Raw genomic sequence first — 18,282 nt, forward strand, 5'->3', positions numbered from 1 at the left:
CAGGACCGGCTTGCGGCCGAAGGTGTCGGAGAGCTTCCCGTACACCGGCAGGGTGACGGTCACCGCCAGCCGCGCGCGGCCGGTCGCATCCAGTGCGCGAGGTTGACGACCATGAACGGGAGGAGCAGCAGCCACAGGGCGCGCGAGCCGTTGCCGGAGGTCAGGTTGGACCAGCAGTAGGCCTCCGCGACGGGCCGGTCGCGGTAGCGCTCCGGGTGCTCCTCCGCGTCCAGGTCCTCGGGGCGCCGGTACATCGCGGCGGTGAGGTCGCCGGTCACCCGCACCGTGCGCGGATCGCCGAGCATCTCCTGCGGCGTGGTCCCGCCGACTCCGTGGACGAGCAGTTCGAGCGCGATCCCGGCGGGCCGGGGAACCTGGGGGGCGGGGGCCAAGGGAGTACTCGCTCTCCGGTCTGCCCGGCCGTCCGGCGGGCGTGGAAGGGGTGGTACCGAGCAGCTCGGGGAGGACCGGCACCCGTGCCGACAGAATCGCCGAGATCGGCGTCGCGTGACGGGCTCTCACCGAATCTCCCCACGTCCGGACCTCGGTGAACCTGCCGGTGCGGCGCATGGGAGGATTGGGCGGGCGTTCCGCTGTGCCGCGGAGCCGTACGGCCGGAGGAGAGGACGGACACCGCGTTGAGCGAGAATCAGAATCTGCTCGCGGAGCAGCGCCGCGCCCTGATCCTCGACGAGGTCCGCAAGCGCGGCGGGGTCCGCGTCAACGAACTGACCCGACGCCTCAACGTGTCCGACATGACGATCCGGCGTGATCTGGACGCGCTGGCCCGCCAGGGTGTCATCGAAAAGGTGCACGGCGGCGCGGTGCCGGTCGTCGGGACGAGCACCCACGAGCCCGGTTTCGAGGCGAAGTCGGCCCTGGAGCCGGGCGCCAAGGAGGACATCGCGCGCGCCGCGGCGGCGCTGGCCGCGCCGGGCAGCGCCATCGCGCTCTCGGGCGGTACGACGACCTACGCGCTGGCACAGCGGCTGGTCGACGTACCGGACCTGACCGTGGTGACCAACTCGGTGCGGGTCGCCGACGTGTTCCACGACGCCCACCGCCCGTCCTCCTCCGGCGCGGCCCGCGCGGGCGCGGCCACGGTGGTGCTGACGGGCGGGGTACGGACCCCCTCCGACTCGCTCGTGGGTCCGGTGGCGGACCGCGCCATCGGTTCGCTCCACTTCGACGTGCTCTTCCTCGGGGTGCACGGCATCTCCGAGGAGGCGGGGCTCTCCACGCCGAATCTGGCGGAGGCCGAGACCAACCGGCGGTTCGTGTCGGCCGCACGCCGGGTCGTGGTGGTGGCCGACCACACCAAGTGGGGGACGGTCGGGCTGAGTTCCTTCGCGACGCTCGGCGAGGTGGACACCTTCGTGACGGACGCGGGACTGCCTGCGCAGGCGCGGGCGGAGATCGAGGAACTGCTGCCGGGTGGCCTGCTGGTCGCGGGTCCGGCGGGGGCGACGGAACCCGACGAGGGACCGGACACCGTCCGAGCCTGACTCCGTCGGGGATCTTGGCGCTTCTCGGCAGAGTCACCTCAGGACCGCCCGCACGGCAGGCCGCGGACCGGAAGGGTGTACGAACGGGGCAGCGGCTCCTCGCCGGAGATTCCGTTACGCGTCGCATCCGGCGGCCCACCTCCTTAGGATCGGACGGTGGCCGTCTTCCGGATCGAACGATTCACGTCCCTTCCCACCACCGAGGCCTGGCGCCGGGTGACCGACTGGGAGCGGCACGGTGCGCATGTGCCGCTCACCTCGGTCCTCGTCCCGGCAGGCACACGGACCGGCGTCGGCACGGTCTTCGTCGCGCGGACCGGAGTCGGCCCGCTCACCTTCGATGACCCCATGGAAGTGGTCCGCTGGACGCCGCCCGAGGCGGGTCGTGCGGGGCTCTGCCGTCTGGAGAAACGCGGGCGGACGGTCCGGGGGCGGGCATCGATCGACGTGGTGCCGACCCAGACCGGTTCCCATGTGGTGTGGGTGGAGGACGTCCGGCTCTTCCTTCCGGGGCGTTGGATCGATCCCCTGCTCACGGCGGCGGGTCGGCGGATGTTCGGGCGGGTGCTCGACGGCCTCCTCGAAGCCCCGGCCCGCGCACCGCGAGGGGCTTAGCGGGTCCGGCACCGCTGCGTCCCGCACCGCTGAGGGCGTAGCCCGACCCGCACCGCGAGGGCATAGCCCGTCCCGCGCCGCGAGGGGCGTGGCCGCGTCGCGGCGGGCCGGGCGGTTGAACCGGCCGCCATCGCCTCGCGGCGGCGTCAGGCGTCAGGCGTCAGGCGTCAGGCGTCAGGCGTCAGGCGTCAGGCGGGCCAGCCTCCGGTGCGCAGGAATGTGTCGAGTGCGGCGGCGTAGGGGGCGATGTCGAGCCCCTGCTCGTTCAGCCACGCGTCGGAGTAGTACTTGTCCAGGTAGCGGTCGCCGGAGTCGCAGATCAGCGTGACGACACTGCCCTGCTCGCCGCGCTCCACCATCTCGGCGATGATCTTGAAGGCGCTCCAGAGCCCGGTGCCGGTGGAACCGCCCGCGCGCCGGCCCATCACCCGCTCCAGGGCGCGTACCGTCGCGACGCTCGCGGCGTCCGGGACCTTCATCATCCGGTCGATGGCCCCGGGGACGAAGCTCGGCTCCATCCGGGGTCTGCCGATGCCCTCGATGCGGGAGCCGCAGTCGCTGCTCGCCAGCGGGTCGTGCCGCGTCCAGCCGTCGAAGAAGCAGGAGTTCTCGGGATCGGGGACGCAGATGCGGGTGTCGTGCTGCATGTAGTGGACGTACCGGGCGATGGTCGCCGAGGTGCCGCCCGTACCGGCCGTGGCGACGATCCACGCGGGGTCCGGGTAGCGTTCCAGCCGGAGTTGCTGGTAGATCGACTCGGCGATGTTGTTGTTGCCGCGCCAGTCGGTGGCCCGTTCCGCGTAGGTGAACTGGTCCATGTAGTGGCCGCCGGTCTCCCTGGCGAGCGCGGCCGACTCCTCGTACATCGCCCGGGGGTCGTCGACGAAGTGACAGCGGCCGCCGTGGAATTCGATCAGACGGCACTTCTCGGGACTGGTCGTGCGGGGCATCACGGCGACGAAGGGCACCCCGATCAGCTTGGCGAAGTACGCCTCGGAGACGGCGGTCGAGCCGCTGGACGCCTCGATGACCGGCTTCCCCGGGCGGATCCAGCCGTTGCAGAGCCCGTAGAGGAAGAGCGACCGGGCGAGGCGGTGCTTGAGGCTGCCGGTCGGGTGGGTGGACTCGTCCTTGAGATACAGGTCGATGCCCCAGTCCTCGGGCAGGGGGAAGCGCAACAGGTGGGTGTCGGCGGACCGGTTGGCGTCGGCCTGCACCTTGCGCACGGCCTCTTTGAGCCACGACCGGTACGCGGAGTCACTGCGGTCGACGTCGATCGTCGGGACAGCCGCTTCGTCGCGTCCGTGCTCGCTGATGCCCATCGCTGATCCTCCTGGTGAAGCCCGTGGAACCTGTGGCGCCTTCCTCCCACGATATTCCCCGCACCTGCACAAACAGGGACTTGGATCTCCCCCAGGAACTGCTTGGGTACGGAGCCCGGTCGACGGGACGGACCTGGGCGACGCCCGGCGCCCGGCGTCACCTTGCGTACACGCAATTCAGCCCGACACGCGCACGTGAAGCAGTGCCGGGACGGGAAGACTCCCTTCCAGTAGTCGATGTGCGAAGGGGGGCGACCGAGCGGTGGACGACGTGGAGTTCAGCGCACGGGGCGTACGGATCGAACGATGGGCCCGCTCGCTCACTCGGGCCGGGCAGGTGATCGTCAAGGACGGCCGGGTCGCTCTCCTCACGAGCAACGGCCGGGAGATCGACAGTGCCCCGGTGGGAGCGGTCAGCGCGTGGAAGCGGTGGTTCTCCCAGACGGACTCGGCCGTGGCCCGGGTCAACGGCGTGCGTTACCGGCTCACCATGGGACAGCGCGGCCGGCGGCCGGACGGCACGGCACCGATACATCACTTCCTGGAGGTGCTGCGTAGCGCGGGCTGCCGTCACCGCTGACCCTGCCGAGCGCGCCGCACCGGCACACCGCCGGACGAGCGGGGCAGCCGCACCCGGCATACCGACGCACCGCCGGACCCGAACCGCCGCGCCGGCACACCGCCGCATCGGCACTCCGAGAGGCCGTATCCCGCGCGCATCAGCAGGCCGGCGGTCCGGCGACTTCGCAGCTTCCCCGGGCGGAGTCCGCCACGATCCGTCCGGCGCCTTTCTCCTCCGCCCGTGAGCCCTGCCCATGGGTCCCGACATGGGTCCCGACATGGGTCCTGCCCATGGGTCCTGCCCGTGAGCCGCACCGGGGAGCCGCGCCCACGGCCGCGAGTTGCGGAGCGGGTCGCCCTGAGCGACGCTGAACTTACGTCACGGACGGTTCATCGAAGGTCACCCTGTGACTGAAGGTGGCAGGCCGCCGCGACGGACCACAGCAGACCAGAAACACCAGCCAGCCACATGCTGGATCCGTTCCTCCGTCTTCTTCCGGACCTCTTTCGGGGAGTCGCAGCCGTGATCAGCGAGCCAAGCAGGCACTGCACGGTGGAGCTCCAGGCACTGCCGTCGCGGATCGGTCAGGTCCGCAGAATCATCTCGGCGCAACTGCGCTACTGGCATCTCGATCTTCTGATCGACCATGCGGCCCTGGGCGTCACCGAACTTCTCACCAATGTCCACCGCCATGCGGAACCGGACAAGTCGTGCACCGTCGACATCGAGCTGCTGCTCGACCGCCTGACGGTCTCCGTCCACGACCACGACCCGCGATTGCCCTCCGTGAACGTGGCGGACACCTTCGCGACGTCCGGGCGCGGGCTGGCCCTCATCGCCGCCGTCAGCGAGAGCTGGGGTGTCCGTCCCGGCGACGGGGCGGGCAAGGTCGTCTGGTTCACCTTGCCCACCCCGTCCACCGCGACGAGGGTGCTGCCACCGCTCGCGGTGTACGGGTCGATGACCGACGGCCCGTTCGGGGGGCGGTACGCGGGGGCGGTGGAAGCCTCGGCGCAGTTCCCCAGCCGGTCGGCCGTCCTCGGCTGACGGACGCTCACAACCCTTTACGCACCAGGCGTTTGCCCTGCGGCCGGTGGCCGGGAACCCGCACCGTTCCCCGGACACCGGCCGCCCCGCGTGATGCGGAGGCGCCCCGCGTGATGCGGAGGCGCCCCGCGTGATGCGGAGGCGCCCCGCGTGATGCGGAGGCGCCCCGCGTGATGCGGGAGGGCCTTGCGGTCGCGGGTCAGACGAGGACGGTCAGCGGATCGTCGAGCACCGGCTGCCAGGCCAGTTCGGCCGCACCCACCAGACTGTCGTGCGTCAGCGTGCACGGCAGGATCGGCACGCTGCCGCTGCGTCCCCACAGGCTCCGGTCGGCAACGACGGCCCGCAGCCGCTCGGGGTCGGCCTGGAGCAGATCCCGGTGCAGGCCACCGAGAATGACCCGGTCGGGGTTGAGGATGTTGACGAGCCCCGCGAGCCCCAGTCCCAGCCTGTCGATGAGGGCCTCGGCGGCGCGGCGCACGTCCCCGTCCCCGTACTCCGTACGCAGCAGATCTCCGGCCTGCTTGAGCAGCGACTCCTCCGGGCCGGGCGTCCGGCCCGCGGCGAGGAGGAAGGCGAGCGGGTCCGCCTCGACGTCGAGGCAGCCTCGGCCGCCGCAGTGGCACGCGCGGCCCTCGGGGTTCACCGTGAGGTGTCCCACCTCGAGCGCGAGCCCCGAACTCCCGCTGTGCAGGCGGCCGTCGAGTACCAGTGCACCGCCGACGCCCCGGTGGCCGGTGGCCACGCAGAGCAGATGCTGGGCACCGCGCCCGGAGCCGTGCCGATGTTCCGCCAGCGCCGCGAGGTTGACGTCGTTTCCGGTGAACACCGGTCCCTCGATGCCCGCTTCACGCACGCAGGAGCGGAAGATCTCGCGTACCGGGGCGCCGGCGGGCCAGGCGATGTGCATCGGGTTCAGGGCCGTTCCCTCCGGCTCGGCCACGGCCGAGGGGACGGCGAGTCCGGCGCCCACGCAGCGCAGCCCGCTGCCGCGCAGCAGTTGCGCGCCCGCGTCCACCACTTCGCCGAGCACCTGGGCGGGGTCGGCCATGACGGTGCCGCAGCCTGGTGCGGTGGCGACGATCCGGCCCCCGAGACCGACCAGCGCGGCACGGAAACCGTCGGAGTGGACCTGGGCGGCGAGTACGACGGGGCCGGTCTCGCGCACCGACAGCCGGTGCGAGGGGCGGCCCTGCGAACCGGCGGCCGAACCGGGGCTGGAATCGACCCTGATGAGTCCCAGCGCTTCCAGTTCGGCCGCGACCGCGCCCGCGGTGGCGCGGGTGACGCCCAGTTCCGAGGTCAGCACGGCACGGGTGGGCGCGCGCCCCGTGTGCACCAGTTCCAGGGCCGGCCCGAGCGCGCTGCGGCCCCTCTCCAGCTTCGTCCGCGTGGTGGACACCTTGCCGTTCATGGGGGCGAGTCTCCCACGATCCGGAGGCGTCTCTGACGCTTCGGCACCAGGTCACGACGTGCTGCGGGTCACGTCCGCGTGCGTCTTGTGCCTGCCCCGGGCACGCCCCTATGCTGAGTTTGTGCCGCACCTAAACAAACTGCGGACGGTCCGAACGGGGGGTCACGGCGGAGACACCGCCCCACCCTCCGCGGTCCGGCTCCGCACCGCGCTGACCGCGTTCTTCGCTCTCGACGGTTTCCTCTTCGCAGGCTGGGTCGTACGCATCCCGGCCATCAAGCACCACATCGGCGCTTCCGCCTCCTCGCTCGGGCTCGCACTGCTCGGGGTTTCGGCGGGTGCGGTGATCACGATGGTCCTCACCGGCCGGCTCTGCCACCGCTTCGGCAGCCACCGGGTCGCCGTCGGGTGCGGCATCCTGCTCTCCCTGAGCATCGCCCTGCCCGCGCACGCCGGTTCGGCGCTGACGCTCGGACTTCTGCTGCTGGTCTTCGGCGCCGCCTACGGCGGGATGAACGTCGCCATGAACAGCGCGGCGGTGGACCTCGTCGCCGCCATCCGCCGGCCCGTACTGCCCAGCTTCCACGCCGCGTTCAGCTTCGGCGGCATGGCCGGTGCGGGGATCGGCGGAGTCGCCGCCGGTCATCTCTCCCCCGTCGCCCACCTGACCCTGCTCGCCGCGACCGGCCTGCTGGTCACCGCGGTCGCGGGGCCGGTCATGCTCCGGAACACCCCGGACGCGGCGAGCGCTTCCGGTTCCGGTTCCACCGCGCCTTCCGCGGGTTCCGCGCCCACCGCGGCGGGCACCCGCGCCTCCTCGCCCCGCATGAGCCCGGCCGTCCGCCGCGTGGTCGCCCTGTTCGGCGTGATCGCGCTCTGCACCGCGTACGGCGAGGGCGCGCTCGCGGAGTGGAGTGCGCTGCACCTCACCCAGGATCTGCACGCCACGCCGGGTACGGCGGCCGCCGGCTACTCGCTGTTCGCCCTGGCCATGGGGATCGGCCGGCTCACCGGTACCTCCCTGCTGGAACGTTTCGGCCAGACACGGACGCTGGTGTTCGGCGGCAGCGCCGCCGCGGCGGGCATGCTGCTGGGCTCGCTCGCCCCCACGGTCCTCCTGGCGCTCGCAGGCTTCGCCGTGGCAGGGCTCGGACTGGCCAACATCTTCCCGGTCGCGGTCGGGAGGGCGGGCGCCCTGGCGGGTCCCGGCGGTGTGGCCGCCGCATCCACCCTCGGCTACGGCGGCATGCTGATGGGACCGCCCGTCATCGGCTTCCTCGCCGACTGGCTCTCGCTGCCGATGGCCCTGACCACGGTGGCCCTGCTCGCCGCCGCGGCCGCCGTACTCGGATACGCCTCCCGCACCGCATCGCCGGGCACCGCCTGACGACCGCGTCGTCGTACCGGGGCGAAGGGCCGCCTCGCAGGACCGCCTCGCAGTACAGGGGCGCGGTAGCGGCTCGCAGCACCGCCTCGCAGTACCGGGACGCGGAGGAATTCCTCCGCGTCCCAGCGCTCGCCCCGAAGCGGAATCCCGTCGGTTCCAGCAGGTGAGAAGGTCGCCGTCCTCGCCCTCGGCCCTGCCAGAATCTGCGCCATGGACATGTCCGAACAGATCACACAGCTCGACACCGAAGGCCGGTTGCTCGCCGCGGCGGCGGAGCGGGCGGGGACGGACGCCCCCGTGCCGACGTGCCCCGACTGGCGGGTGCGCGACCTGCTGCGTCACACCGGCATGGTGCACCGCTGGGCGACGGCCTTCGTCGCCGAGGGGCACACCGGGTACGTCGACGACGAGGGCGAACCCGACCTGGACGGGCAACAGTTGCTGGACTGGTTCGCCGACGGGCACCGGGGTCTGGTGGCGGCTCTGGACGCCGCTCCCCGCGACCTCGCCTGCTGGACGTTCATGCCGGCGGCCTCGGGGTCGGCGTTCTGGGCCCGCCGCCAGCTGCACGAGACGACGGTCCACCGGGTGGACGCCGAATCGGCGCTCGGAGCCTCGTACTCACCGGTGGGCACGGTCCGCGCGCTCGACGGCATCGACGAGCTGCTGACCGGTTTCCACGCCCGCGCCAAGAGCCGGGTACGGACCGGGGCCCGGCGCGTCCTGCGGGTGCACGCGGTCGACGCCGGTGCCGCCTGGACGGTCCGCCTCTCGGCCGAACCGCCGCGCGCGGTACGCGACGACGGCCGCGAGGCCGTCGCCGACTGTGTGGTGAGCGGCAGCGCGGAGTCCCTCTACCTGGCCCTGTGGAACCGCCTGCCGCTCTCCTCGGTCGCCCTCGAAGGCGACGAGGCCCTGGCGCGGCTCTGGTCGGAGAAGTCCGCCATCACCTGGTGACGTGGACGGGGGACCTTCCCGGCGCCCGGCACGGACGCGGGCTCCGGGAAGGCCACGGCCGGTCAGCCGACGGTCAGGTTCTGCGCGACGGTGTTCGCCGCGAAGCCGTTCACGCCGAACAGCCCGCCGGTGTAGGCGTCGTCGGTAGCGTCGATGACGGGATCGGCACCGCCCCCGAACCAGACCCGGATACGGGTACCGTCCGTCCGCACCTTCAGGTGGTAGGTACGGCCCTCGACGACAGGGGTGGCGTAGGTGGCGATGTCCTTCCCGGGGCGCCAGAGTTTGACCACGCCGCTGGTGTCGATGTTCGCGGTGTACCCGGCGCCGCCGGTGTTCGCGCGGAACGTCAGGCCGGTGGCCGTGCCGTTGGTGACGGACAGGTCGCCCTCGTAGGTGAAGTCGGTGCCTGAGCGGTCGCTGAGATAGAAGCCGTTCTGGCCGGAGACCCCTCTCAGCCCGGCGGGGGTGACCGTCCAGTTGCCGCCGTGCGGTGTCCAGCTTCCCGCCGGGAAGGCGGAGAAGCCCGCCGCGCCGGTGTTCAGGTTCTGCACCGTCGCCGTGCCGTCGTACACGTTCACGCCGAACAGGCCGCTGGTGTAGGTGGTGTCGGTGGCATCGATGACGGGGTCGGTGGCGTTGTCGAGCCAGACCCGGATGCGGGAGCCGTCGGTCCGTACCTTCAGGTGGTAGGTGCGGCCGGCGGAGACCGGTGCCGTGTGGACGGCGATGTCCTTGCCGGGGCGCCAGAGTTTGACCACACCACTGGTGTCGAGGGTCGCCGTGTAGCCGGCGCCCGCGGCGTTCGCGCGGAAGGTCAGGCCGCCGGCGTGTGCGGTGTCCAGCGAGATGTCACCCTGGTAGACCGCGTCGCTGCCGCTCTCCGCGCTCATGTAGAAGCCGTCGCCACTGGTGGTGGCGCGCTTGCCCGTGCTGACGTCGCTCCAGGCGCCGCCGGCCGCGTGCCAGGGCCCCTTCAGGTTGCTGAGAAGGGTCGACTGGTCCGTGCCCCAGCTGGTGTTGAGGCGGGTGAACGTCGCGCTGTCCAGTTTCACCTTGCCGCCGGTGGCGAAGAGCCGGATGCCCTGGCTGTCGGCCGCGGAGTCGAAGTCGGCGTTGTCGGAGAGGGAGTACCGTCCGCCGTCGGCGAACGTCTCCAACTGGCCCCGGTCCACCAGGAGTCGCATGGTGACCTTGCCGTTCACCGGCTTGAGCGGCTTGCCCTGGAGGGTCTGCGCCCTGGTGTCGTAGACCACGCTGCGGTCGGCGGTGCCGTCGGACCGGGCGTGCAGGTCGAAGCCGAAGCGGTCCGCACTCGCGCCCTTCACGTCGAACTGCGCGGTGATCTCGTAGGTGTCGGCCTTGATGTCGCCGAAGAGGTTGCCGCCCTTGTCCGCGGCGACCGTCTCGTTCTTCCAGCTCCGGGTCTCCGAGCCCAGCGAGGCGAGTTCGGCGATCGGGGTACGGGTGATCCGGGGCCCGTCCGCCGTACTGACGAGGGCGAGTGACACCGGGAAGGTCGCGTTGCCGGTCCAGGTGCTGCCGCGGTTGCCGCCCTGCCAGGCCATCTGGACCGTGCGGCCGTCCGGCGCGTTGGTGAAGGTCTGCGCGGCGTAGAAGCTGCCGCCGGCGTAGGTCGTGCCCTGGTCCATCTGCTGCGGGCCGGTCCAGTCGGTGCTGAACGTCGTGCCGTCGAAGGATCCGACGACGTACTGGCTGGAGGCGGAGGTGAGGACCCACCGCTGCTCGCCGGTCTTTCCGTCGAGGGCGAGGGGGTACATGTCGGAGCATTCGAAGAGCCAGGGGGCCTTGAAGCGGCTGGCGAAGGTCCACTTCAGCAGGTTCGGCGAGGTGTAGATGCTCACCCCGTTGCCGCCCTCGTTCGACCAGACGACCATGGCCCAGCGGTGGCGGGCCGCGTCCCAGAAGACCTTGGGGTCGCGGCTCTCGTCGGGTATCTGGATCTGCTTGCGGCCCTTGTCGTACGCCTGGAAGGTCTGGCCGTTGTCGTTGCTGTAGAACACGCTGACGCCGTCGGTGTTGGAGAACACCACGATCGGATCGAGGGATCCGGTCTTCAGCCCGGAGGTGTTGTCCTTGTCGACGACCCCGCCCCCGGAGAAGAGGGTGCCGGGGTGCACGTCGGGCTCCAGCGCGATCGGCTTCTGGGTCCAGTGCACCAGGTCGGGGCTGGTGGCGTGCCCCCAGTGCATGGTGTCCCAGGCCAGGCCGTGCGGGTTGTGCTGGTAGAAGAAGTGGTAGACCCCGTTCGCGTACACCAGTCCGTTCGGGTCGTTCATCCAGCCCGACTGCGAGCTGAAGTGGAACTGCCCGCGCAGCGGCTCGCTGTACGTGGTCGTCGGATACGGGAACTCGGGATAGTCCCCGGTGGTCCCGGCCGCCGCAGGGGCGCTCGGAACCAGCGCGACCAGGCCCGCGGCCAGACTCGTCATCAGCGCGACGAACAGCGCCCCGACTCTTCGGCGCATGTGAACCCACTCTCTCTGCAGGGAGGCGAATGAGTGTCATCGTTGACATCTGTCATCGATGACACCCGATCGATGACAGATGATGGGCCCCGGCCGGGAGCCCGTCAACGCTCCGAACAGGATCCGTTCCGGCCCGTCAGGAGAGGCTCCCGGCCCCCGTGGTGCTGGGCTCCGGTTCCATCTGGTGCGCCCACGGCGGGTTGGGTCCGGCGACGGCGCAGGTCAGGGCCGCCACCCGGACCGCGTACGCACAGGCCGCCGCGACCTCGGCCGGGGTCAGCCGTTCGAGCCGGCCGCCCAGCAGCCCGTGCTCCCCGAGATGGTGCAGAAGTCCGGCGGTGAAGGCGTCCCCGGCACCGACCGTGTCGACCACCCGGGTGGGCACACCGGGTACGGAGATCCGCCGGCCGTCGAGCGAGGCGAGCGCTCCGTGCGCGCCGAGGGTGACCACCACCAGCCGGGCGCCCGCCGCGTGGAAGCCGTCGCAGGCCGCCTCGACCGTGACGTCCGGGGCGACCGCGTCGAGGTCGTCCTGGCTCAGCCGCAGGATGTCCGCCACCGCGCACCATCCGGGGAGCCGGTCGCGGTACGTCTCCGGATCGACCAGCGCGGGCCGGACGTTGGGGTCGATGCTCACCGTGGAGCGGAGCCGCGCCGCGGCCAGCAACTCCTCCACCAGGAGATCGCCTGGCCCACGGACCAGCGCGAGCGAACCGGTGTGCACACAGGCCGAGTCACGCAGCTCACCGGCGGCCAGCTCCGCCCGCGTCCACTGCCAGTCCGCGGTGCCCTCGGCGTGGAAGGAGTACGAGGCGACCCCGCCCGCGTCGACGTCGGCGACCGCGAGCGTGCTCGGCTCGGCGGCGGTCGGCGCGTCCGACAGATCGACCCCCGACTCCAGCAGGTGGGCGCGGAACAGGCGGCCGAAGACATCGCCGGACAACCGGGCCATCAACCGGGTCGGCGTGCCGAGACGGGCCAGCCCCACGGCGGTGTTGGCGGGACCACCGCCGGGCAGGACGCGCAGGGTCATGCCCTGCTGATACGGAACCGGGCTCGACGCACCGGTGTGCGGGAGGGCGGGTCCGGGGTCGGCGAAGAGGTCGGCGACACACTCTCCCAGCACGGTGACCTGACGCGGTGTCTGCATGTGGTGAACCCTCCAGGTGGGACGTGGAATCGGGCCTGCGCGGCGGCGTCCGCCACGCGGGCCCTGGGTGGCGTCCGGGGGCGCGGCATCGCGGATCGGCCTTCTGTTCGGTCAACTCGCTTTTCAGCGCAAGGCATTGACGCCGCCGGACCGGGAGTCCATCATCCTCCGCATGCGGTGTCAACGATGACATGTGTCAACGATGACACCCCGAAGAGAGCACCCTTCCGGCACCACTCGGCTGCCGGCGTCCACCGCTTCCCCAGGAGTCACACCATGCCCCGTAGAGCCCAACCGGCCCTCGCCATCGGCGCCGTCGGCCTCGCCCTGTCCCTGGCCGCCTGTGGATCCGGTTCCGGTACCACCTCCGCCGGTGGTTCCTCGTCCGGGGGCAAGGTGAAGGTCGGACTGATCACCAAGACGGACACGAACCCGTACTTCGTGAAGATGAAGCAGGGCGCCGAACAGGCGGCCAAGAGCGCCAACGCCGAACTGACCACCGCTGCGGGAAAGTTCGACGGGGACAACGCCGGGCAGATCACCGCGCTGGAGAACATGGTCGCCGCCGGGGTCAAGGGAGTACTGATCACCCCCAACGACTCCAAGGCCATCGTCCCCGCGATCGCGAAGGCCCGGGCCAAGGGCGTGCTCGTCATCGCCCTGGACACGCCGCCGGAGCCGCAGTCCGCCGTCGACGCGCTGTTCGCCACCGACAACGTGAAGGCCGGTGAGCTGATCGGCGCCTACGCCAAGGCCGCGATGGGCGGCAAGCCGGTGAAGATCGCCACCATGGACCTCGCCCCGGGTGTGTCGGTGGGCGTCCAACGGCACGACGGGTTCGTCAAGGGCTTCGGCATCGACGCCTCCGACCCGTCGATCGTCTGTTCCCAGGACACCGGCGGCGACCAGGCCAAGGGGCAGACCGCCATGGAGACGTGCCTGCAGAAGGAGCCCGGCATCAATCTGGTGTACGCGATCAACGAACCGGCCGCGCTCGGCGCCTACACCGCCATCAAGGCCAAGGGCCGCGAGAAGGACGTCATGATCGTCGCGATCGACGGCGGCTGCACCGGGGTGCGGGCGGTCAAGGACGGCAGGATCGCGGCCACTTCCCAGCAGTACCCCCTGAAGATGGCCGCCGACGGCGTGAAGGCGGTCGCCGAGTACGCCAAGACCGGCAAGAAGACCTCCGGTTACACCGACACCGGTGTCCAGCTCATCACCGACGAGCCGCAGACCGGAGCCGAGTCCGAGGACACCGGCTTCGGACTCGAGAACTGCTGGGGCTGAGCCGCGTGACCACTTCCGCTCCGCTCGCCGTCCGCGCCGACGGGCCGGCCGCGCTGCGCCGGCTCCTCTCCTCACCGGCGGCCGGTCCTCTCGCGGCCCTCGTCCTCGCGTCGGTGTTCTTCTCCACTGCCACCGACCAGTTCCTGTCCGGCGGCAACTTCTCGCTGATCCTTCAGCAGGTCATGGTGGTCGGCACCCTCGCCATCGGGCAGACGCTGATCATCCTCACCGCCGGGATCGACCTCTCCTGCGGCGCCGTCATGGCGTTCGGCGGCATCCTCATCGCCAAGCTGGCCGTGAACGGTCCACTGCCGCCGCTGCTCGCCATCGCCCTCGGAATCCTGGCCTGCGCGGGGTTCGGCCTGCTCAACGGGGTCCTGGTGCGCGTCGTGCCGCTGCCGCCGTTCATCGTGACGCTGGGGATGCTCAACGTCGCCTTCGCCCTGACCCACATCTACTCCGAGGAGCAGACGGTCACCGGCCTTCCCGGACCGCTCACCGTACTGGGCCGGACCTTTCCGCTGGGCCGGACGGACGTCACCTACGGTTCGCTGGTCACCATCGCGCTCTTCCTCGGCTTCGCCTACGCGCTGAGCAGCACCGCCTGGGGCAGGCACCTCTACGCCCTCGGCAACAGCGCGGAGAGCGCCCGGCTCAGCGGCATCCGTGTCTCCCGGCTCACCGTGGGCGTCTACACGATCGCGGGTCTGGTCTACGGGATCGCGGCTCTGCTACTGGTGTCCCGTACCGGCGTCGGCGATCCGCAGGCGGGCCAGACCGACAACCTCGACAGCATCACAGCGGTCGTACTCGGCGGCACGAGCCTGTTCGGAGGCCGGGGCACGGTGCTCGGCACCCTGGTCGGCGTACTCGTCGTCGGTGTGTTCCGCAACGGCCTCCAGCTGATGGGCGTCTCGTCCGTCTACCAGACCCTGGTCACCGGCGTGCTGGTGATCCTCGCGGTCACCGTCGACCAGCTCTCGCGCAAGGGGAACCGATGACCCACCCGGACTCGCCCCGGGACCCGGCGGCGTACAGGGCGGACACCGCCCCGCAGCCTGCCGCGTCCGCGACGCCGGCCGCACCGGACGGCGGCCCCACCCCGGTGCTCAGCGCCCGCGGGCTGGTCAAGCGCTACGGGCACGTGACCGCCATCGACGAGGCCGACTTCGAGCTCATGCCCGGTGAGGTACTGGCCGTCATCGGTGACAACGGCGCCGGCAAGACGAGCCTGATCAAGGCGCTCACCGGCGCTCTGGTGCCCGATGCCGGGGAGATCCGGCTGCACGGCGAGCCGATCAGGTTCGGCGGACCGCAGGACGCCCGGGCGCGCGGCATCGAGACGGTGTATCAGGATCTCGCCGTCGCCGCGTCCATGGACATCGCCTCCAACATGTTCCTCGGCCGGGAGATCCGCCGCCCGGGCGTGCTCGGCTCGGTGCTGCGCATGCTCGACAAGAAGGCGATGCGCCAGGAGGCGGCCGCGCACCTGGCCGAACTCAAGGTCAAGATCGGCTCGCTGTCCCAGCCCGTGGAGACGCTCTCCGGTGGTCAGCGGCAGGCCGTCGCCGTCGCCCGGGCCGCCGCCTGGGCCCGCAGCGTCGTGGTGATGGACGAGCCGACGGCCGCACTGGGGGTGAAGGAGTCGGGGCAGGTGCTCGACCTGATCCGCCGGGTCCGCGACAAGGGGGTGCCGGTGATCCTCATCAGCCACAACATGCCGCACGTCTTCGAGATCGCCGACCGGGTGCACGTCCACCGGCTCGGCCGGCGCGAGGCCGTGATCAGGCCTTCGGACTACTCCATGGCGGAAGTCGTGGCCATCATGACCGGCGCGCTCAGCGTGCGTCCGGACGGGGGTACGGTCGTGGCGGACAGTGACGCCGCCTCGGCAGCCGGAGTGCGGGGGAGCTGACCCGCCGTCCCCGGCGTCCGAGGGGACGCCCTCCAGAAAAAGGTGGTCCATGGCATCGTCGTCCCGCAGACCGACCCTCGCTGACGTCGCCCGTGAGGTCGGCGTCAGCGCCAAAACGGTCTCCCGGGTCCTCAACGAGGACGGCCCCAGCTCCCCGGAGACCAGGAAGCGCGTTCTGGCCGCCGTGGCGAAGCTCGGCTTCCAGCCCAACCTGATGGCCAGGAGCATCCGGGTGGGCGGCCCCGACACCACCGTCGGGCTGGTGGTGCCGGACCTCGGCAACCCGTTCTTCGGCGCGGTCGCGGGGGGCATCGAGGAGGCCGTGCGCGGTCGCGGGCTGACGCTCCTGATGGGCTCGTCCGACGACGACCCGGAGCGCGAACATGCCCTGATCCGCACGTTTCTGGCCCGCCGGGTCAGCGTCCTGATGGTCGCGCCCGCGGTGGGCGCCGACCACTCCCACCTCAAGACGCACCGGGCGGCCGGGATGCCCGTCGTCTTCCTCGACAGGCCCGGCAGCGGCCTCACCGCCGATACGGTGGTCAGCTCCAACCGCTCCGGTACGCGGGAGGGCGTCGCCCACCTGATCGCCCGCGGACACCGCCGGATCGGCTTCATCGGCGATCTGCCGGCCCGCCTGTACACCCGCCGCGAGCGAATAGCCGGCTATCGCGCGGCGCTCGCCGAGGCTGAACTGCCCTACGACCGGGCGCTGGTCGCCGACGCCCACGACCCGGAAGGAGCGGCGGCGGCGACGGCCCGGCTGCTCGCTCTCTCCGACCCGCCGACCGCGCTGCTGTCGGGCAACAACGTCATGACGATCGGCGTGTTGACCGAGGTCTCGCGCAGCCGCCGCAAGGACGTCGCGGTCGTCGCCTTCGACGACGTGCCCATGGCCGCCATCCTCGATCCCGGGCTCACGGTCGTCGCCCAGAACCCCGCGGCCATGGGCGAGTTGGCGGGGGCCCTCGCCATCGAACGCCTCGACGGGGACCGCTCCCGGGGGCGCACCGTGATGGTAGAGACGCTTCTGGTGCCCCGCGGTTCCGGCGAACTTCCCGCCCCTGTCCGCGGGTGATCCTCACTCTCCGGGAAGCGCTCCGGGCGTCTTGAGGCCCACCGAGTGCGCGAGCCCGTCGGCAGCCTGGCGGAACAGCGCCTCCCGGTCCACCACCACCCCGTTGAACTGGCCGAAGACCTCGAAGGAGACGAGTCCGAAGAGCTGGGCCCAGGCGATGACGAGTGCGGCGGCGTTGGCCGGCGGGAGGTCCGGGGCGAGTTCGGCCGCCATCCGGACCGCCTCGGGGCGCAGCGCGGCGGAGAGCGGCGGCGTGGTGACGCCCTCGCCCCGGTGGGCCTCGCGGATCAGGCCGATGAGGACCATGCCGACCCGGGAGGCCGGGCCGACGGTGTCCTGGGGTGCCACGTAGCCGGGGACGGGCGAGCCGTGGATCAGGGCGTACTCGTGGGGGTGGGCGAGGGCCCATTCGCGTACGGCGCAGGCGGCGGCCGTCCAGGCGGTGGCGGGTGAGCCGTCCGGGGAGGCGGCGGCGCGGCCCGCCTTCTCGGCGGCTTCACCGATGGCGTCGTAGGCATCGATGATCAGCGCCGTCAGCAGCTCGTCGCGGCTGGGGAAGTAGCGGTAGAGCGCCGAGGAGACCATGCCCAGCTCGCGGGCGACGGCACGCAGCGAGAGCCTGGCGGCCCCCTCCGCCGCGAGCTGCGCTCTCGCCTCGTCCTTGATGGCGGCCGTGATCTCGGTACGGGCGCGTTCCCTGGCTCCTTTGATGGCACTCATGACGCCCATTCTGCCATGCGGGTGGATCACTGGACAGAAACGAGAGCACTGCTCTTGCAAAAGCCGACCCCTCGGGAGCACACTGATCTCAACAGAGAGCACCGCTCTCGGGGAAGCCCGGCGAAGACGGACCGGTTCGCACTCGGGGACCTTCGCACTCAGGAACTTTCGCGCTCAGGGACTGGGGACACCATGTCGCAGGCACAGCCGTACTACTTCAGAGCCGGTGCGATCAGCACCCGTTTCAACAGCGCGGTCGGGTGGCTCGCCCGCCACGGCTTCAGCCTCATGGGCGCGGCGGAGATGTCCGTACGGGGGCGCAAGAGCGGCAGGATGCAGCGCGTACCGGTGAATCCGCACGTCCACGACGGCGAGCAGTACCTGGTCTCGGCCCGCGGCCACTCCCAGTGGGTGCGCAACATGCGGGCGGCAGGCGGCGGTGAGCTGCGGGTGGGGCGCAGGACGCGCGCCTTCACCGCGGTGGAGATCGCGGACGACGCGCAGAAGGTACGCGTCGTCCGCGCCTATCTGGAGCGCTGGGGCTGGGAGGTGAACCAGTACTTCCAGGGCATCACCGCCACGTCGACGGACGCGGAGCTGCTGGCGGCCTGCCCCGACCACCCGGTCTTCCGGATCACGGTGGAGGAGCGGAAAGCCCGGTAGGGCCTTTCGTCCGGATGACGCCCGGGCCGCTGGTCCAGCGCCGCAGGTGTAGGTGCCACGGACGCGGAGAAACGGCACAACCATCCGTGGGCCGGAGTCGCGACCTGGGCCGGCGGAACGCCGTCATTCAGCCACTTCGTCAGGCGCGTGTGCCGGTTGTCGTACACC

Annotated in this window: 16 protein-coding genes and 1 pseudogene; 11 read left to right on the top strand and 6 right to left on the bottom strand. The window is 71.4% G+C overall.

Annotation, left to right across the window (positions count from 1 at the left end; all coding sequences use genetic code 11):
- Positions 1-68 precede the first annotated feature (68 nt).
- A pseudogene (locus tag ACWCWD_RS36570) lies at positions 69-392 on the bottom strand (hypothetical protein); the annotation flags it as partial.
- A 246-nt stretch (positions 393-638) separates the two neighbouring features.
- Between ACWCWD_RS36570 and ACWCWD_RS36575 the strand changes: the two are divergent.
- Both ACWCWD_RS36575 and ACWCWD_RS36580 read left to right on the top strand, forming a co-directional pair.
- Positions 639-1,505 (top strand): DeoR/GlpR family DNA-binding transcription regulator, encoded by an 867-nt coding sequence (locus ACWCWD_RS36575; protein ID WP_450779895.1) that lies wholly within the window; start codon positions 639-641, stop codon positions 1,503-1,505.
- A gap of 156 nt (positions 1,506-1,661) precedes the next feature.
- Complete coding sequence (locus tag ACWCWD_RS36580; protein WP_450779897.1) at positions 1,662-2,120, top strand: SRPBCC family protein; 459 nt, start codon at positions 1,662-1,664, stop codon at positions 2,118-2,120.
- Between the two features lie 188 nt (positions 2,121-2,308).
- On the opposite strand, the gene ACWCWD_RS36585 is transcribed toward ACWCWD_RS36580, so the two are convergent.
- On the bottom strand, positions 2,309-3,442 hold the full coding sequence (locus ACWCWD_RS36585; protein ID WP_450779898.1) for a PLP-dependent cysteine synthase family protein: 1,134 nt from the start codon (positions 3,440-3,442) through the stop codon (positions 2,309-2,311).
- Positions 3,443-3,704: 262 nt separating this feature from the next.
- Between ACWCWD_RS36585 and ACWCWD_RS36590 the strand changes: the two genes are divergently transcribed.
- Positions 3,705-4,022, top strand: coding sequence for a hypothetical protein (locus tag ACWCWD_RS36590; RefSeq protein ID WP_450779900.1), 318 nt, complete (start codon positions 3,705-3,707; stop codon positions 4,020-4,022).
- Positions 4,023-4,526: 504 nt separating this feature from the next.
- Positions 4,527-5,051: an ATP-binding protein gene (locus ACWCWD_RS36595; protein ID WP_450779902.1), complete on the top strand. Its 525-nt coding sequence runs from the start codon at positions 4,527-4,529 to the stop codon at positions 5,049-5,051.
- Positions 5,052-5,250: 199 nt separating this feature from the next.
- Here the strand turns inward: ACWCWD_RS36595 and ACWCWD_RS36600 are convergent, their stop codons facing one another.
- A complete protein-coding gene (locus ACWCWD_RS36600) occupies positions 5,251-6,465 on the bottom strand; it encodes an ROK family protein (RefSeq protein ID WP_450779903.1) in 1,215 nt (404 codons plus the stop codon).
- Between the two features lie 121 nt (positions 6,466-6,586).
- On the opposite strand from ACWCWD_RS36600, the gene ACWCWD_RS36605 reads away from it, so the two are divergent.
- A complete protein-coding gene (locus ACWCWD_RS36605) occupies positions 6,587-7,852 on the top strand; it encodes an MFS transporter (RefSeq protein WP_450779905.1) in 1,266 nt (421 codons plus the stop codon).
- A 210-nt stretch (positions 7,853-8,062) separates the two neighbouring features.
- Entirely contained in the window at positions 8,063-8,809 is a 747-nt protein-coding gene (locus tag ACWCWD_RS36610; RefSeq protein ID WP_450779907.1) for a maleylpyruvate isomerase family mycothiol-dependent enzyme, read from the top strand.
- A 62-nt stretch (positions 8,810-8,871) separates the two neighbouring features.
- Here the strand turns inward: ACWCWD_RS36610 and ACWCWD_RS36615 are convergent, their stop codons facing one another.
- Both ACWCWD_RS36615 and ACWCWD_RS36620 read right to left on the bottom strand, forming a co-directional pair.
- Entirely contained in the window at positions 8,872-11,298 is a 2,427-nt protein-coding gene (locus ACWCWD_RS36615) for a glycoside hydrolase family 32 protein (protein WP_450779909.1), read from the bottom strand.
- 136 nt (positions 11,299-11,434) lie between these two features.
- Entirely contained in the window at positions 11,435-12,448 is a 1,014-nt protein-coding gene (locus tag ACWCWD_RS36620; protein WP_450779911.1) for a carbohydrate kinase family protein, read from the bottom strand.
- A gap of 276 nt (positions 12,449-12,724) precedes the next feature.
- Here ACWCWD_RS36620 and ACWCWD_RS36625 point away from each other — a divergent pair, with 276 nt between their 5' ends.
- From ACWCWD_RS36625 to ACWCWD_RS36640, 4 genes are read left to right on the top strand one after another with little or no spacing between them, the layout of a single operon-like run.
- On the top strand, positions 12,725-13,738 hold the full coding sequence (locus tag ACWCWD_RS36625; RefSeq protein WP_450779913.1) for a substrate-binding domain-containing protein: 1,014 nt from the start codon (positions 12,725-12,727) through the stop codon (positions 13,736-13,738).
- Positions 13,739-13,743: 5 nt separating this feature from the next.
- Positions 13,744-14,739: an ABC transporter permease gene (locus ACWCWD_RS36630; protein WP_450779915.1), complete on the top strand. Its 996-nt coding sequence runs from the start codon at positions 13,744-13,746 to the stop codon at positions 14,737-14,739.
- A complete protein-coding gene (locus ACWCWD_RS36635; RefSeq protein ID WP_450779917.1) occupies positions 14,736-15,653 on the top strand; it encodes an ATP-binding cassette domain-containing protein in 918 nt (305 codons plus the stop codon). The genes ACWCWD_RS36630 and ACWCWD_RS36635 overlap by 4 nt, the downstream gene beginning before the upstream one ends.
- Before the next feature lie 49 nt (positions 15,654-15,702).
- A complete protein-coding gene (locus ACWCWD_RS36640) occupies positions 15,703-16,731 on the top strand; it encodes a LacI family DNA-binding transcriptional regulator (protein ID WP_450779919.1) in 1,029 nt (342 codons plus the stop codon).
- 3 nt (positions 16,732-16,734) lie between these two features.
- Here the strand turns inward: ACWCWD_RS36640 and ACWCWD_RS36645 are convergent, their stop codons facing one another.
- Complete coding sequence (locus ACWCWD_RS36645) at positions 16,735-17,451, bottom strand: TetR/AcrR family transcriptional regulator (protein WP_450779921.1); 717 nt, start codon at positions 17,449-17,451, stop codon at positions 16,735-16,737.
- A 192-nt stretch (positions 17,452-17,643) separates the two neighbouring features.
- Between ACWCWD_RS36645 and ACWCWD_RS36650 the strand changes: the two genes are divergently transcribed.
- Positions 17,644-18,114, top strand: coding sequence for a nitroreductase family deazaflavin-dependent oxidoreductase (locus ACWCWD_RS36650; protein ID WP_450779923.1), 471 nt, complete (start codon positions 17,644-17,646; stop codon positions 18,112-18,114).
- Positions 18,115-18,282: the final 168 nt, after the last annotated feature.

The organism is Streptomyces sp. NPDC001493 (genome assembly GCF_053597235.1).

Bases quoted from the DNA above. Each gene is read 5' to 3' on its own strand.
- ACWCWD_RS36585 (WP_450779898.1), bottom strand. From the start codon at position 3,442: ATGGGCATCAGCGAGCACGGACGCGACGAAGCGGCTGTCCCGACGATC.
- ACWCWD_RS36600 (WP_450779903.1), bottom strand. From the start codon at position 6,465: ATGAACGGCAAGGTGTCCACCACGCGGACGAAGCTGGAGAGGGGCCGC.
- ACWCWD_RS36610 (WP_450779907.1), top strand. From the start codon at position 8,063: ATGGACATGTCCGAACAGATCACACAGCTCGACACCGAAGGCCGGTTG.
- ACWCWD_RS36615 (WP_450779909.1), bottom strand. From the start codon at position 11,298: ATGCGCCGAAGAGTCGGGGCGCTGTTCGTCGCGCTGATGACGAGTCTG.
- ACWCWD_RS36620 (WP_450779911.1), bottom strand. From the start codon at position 12,448: ATGCAGACACCGCGTCAGGTCACCGTGCTGGGAGAGTGTGTCGCCGAC.
- ACWCWD_RS36625 (WP_450779913.1), top strand. From the start codon at position 12,725: ATGCCCCGTAGAGCCCAACCGGCCCTCGCCATCGGCGCCGTCGGCCTC.
- ACWCWD_RS36635 (WP_450779917.1), top strand. From the start codon at position 14,736: ATGACCCACCCGGACTCGCCCCGGGACCCGGCGGCGTACAGGGCGGAC.
- ACWCWD_RS36640 (WP_450779919.1), top strand. From the start codon at position 15,703: ATGGCATCGTCGTCCCGCAGACCGACCCTCGCTGACGTCGCCCGTGAG.
- ACWCWD_RS36645 (WP_450779921.1), bottom strand. From the start codon at position 17,451: ATGAGTGCCATCAAAGGAGCCAGGGAACGCGCCCGTACCGAGATCACG.
- ACWCWD_RS36650 (WP_450779923.1), top strand. From the start codon at position 17,644: ATGTCGCAGGCACAGCCGTACTACTTCAGAGCCGGTGCGATCAGCACC.